Origin of the sequence: Paraburkholderia sp. J11-2 (assembly GCF_905220185.1) — a bacterium.
GTDB lineage: Bacteria > Pseudomonadota > Gammaproteobacteria > Burkholderiales > Burkholderiaceae > Paraburkholderia.
The window spans coordinates 1-990 of the sequence record NZ_CAJMYY010000090.1; the positions used below are offsets into that span (position 1 = coordinate 1).

Below are 990 nucleotides of genomic sequence, written 5' to 3' on the forward strand. Positions count from 1 at the left end.
AACGCGCAGCAGATTGACGTAGTAGCCCTGGCTCGCGTTGAGGAGCAGGGGCTTGAACGATACGGTCTTCGTCGTGGGCACCCACAGGTTGTCGTCGTGCAGCCACTGGTCGAGCACGCCAGCGTGAACGAGGTCTGCCGACATGTCGGCAGGCTGCGGATGTTGATAGGGGATCGCCAGTTCGTCCGGCTTGCGTGTCGTTGCTTCGCTCATGATGATGTCCTTTGTCAGATCAAACGATGTTCTGTTGCGCATCACGCGCTCAAACCGCCTCTACCGGCGCGACAGACCTTACGGGCCCAAGAGCGCGCAGCAGTTGTCGGTATGCTGCGCCGCGCTCGGTCAGCGCTTCGTGGCTGATGGAGCCGGTTCGTGTCAGCGGGCCGATGTTGTAGATGACGAACGGACGTCCATATTCCATGCCGGCGAGGTGCGCAGTCTGTTCGAACGGCGCAAGCAGCGTATCGACGATGTGTTCACCATGGCGCTCCAGCAGCGCCGGCTTGAGATACGGCCGCGTGACGCCTTCGGCCCAGATGTGTTCGCGGGAGGGCGGAAAATAGCGTTCGCGAACACGCCCGATCGTCACGGCAAGCTGGAGCGTGCGGCCGTTCAGTACCAGGGATTTTTCCGGCGCGCTGCCGAACAGCGTGTCGTTGACAACGTCGTCGAGCCACTTCTTGAGCAATGGCGGGCAGCTGTACCAGTACATCGGAAATTGCAGAACGAGATGCCCATGTTCGCGAATCAGTTGCTGTTCCCGTGTTGCGTCGATGCGGAAGTCGGGGTACAGCTTGTACAACTCACGCACGGTGATATCCGGTTCCTGGTCGATTGCATCGCGAAGGGCCTTGTTGCCGCGCGAGTGTTCGATGTCAGGGTGTGCGACGATCACTAACGTCTTCATCTTTCATCCTCGATGGGTTTCGGATTCAACGTCGCCGACTATACTGGGGTGCCGAACGCTTGATTAGCCATCCGAACGCCAAT

At 59.5% G+C, this 990-nt stretch carries 1 protein-coding gene and 1 pseudogene; both read right to left on the reverse strand.

Features of this window, described 5'->3' with window-relative positions; all coding sequences use genetic code 11:
• Nucleotides 1–213 (reverse strand): annotated as a pseudogene (locus U5A57_RS41265) (cupin); the annotation flags it as partial.
• A 49-nt stretch (nucleotides 214–262) separates the two neighbouring features.
• Complete coding sequence (locus U5A57_RS41270) at nucleotides 263–895, reverse strand: NAD(P)H-dependent oxidoreductase (RefSeq protein ID WP_321918091.1); 633 nt, start codon at nucleotides 893–895, stop codon at nucleotides 263–265.
• Nucleotides 896–990 lie beyond the last annotated feature (95 nt).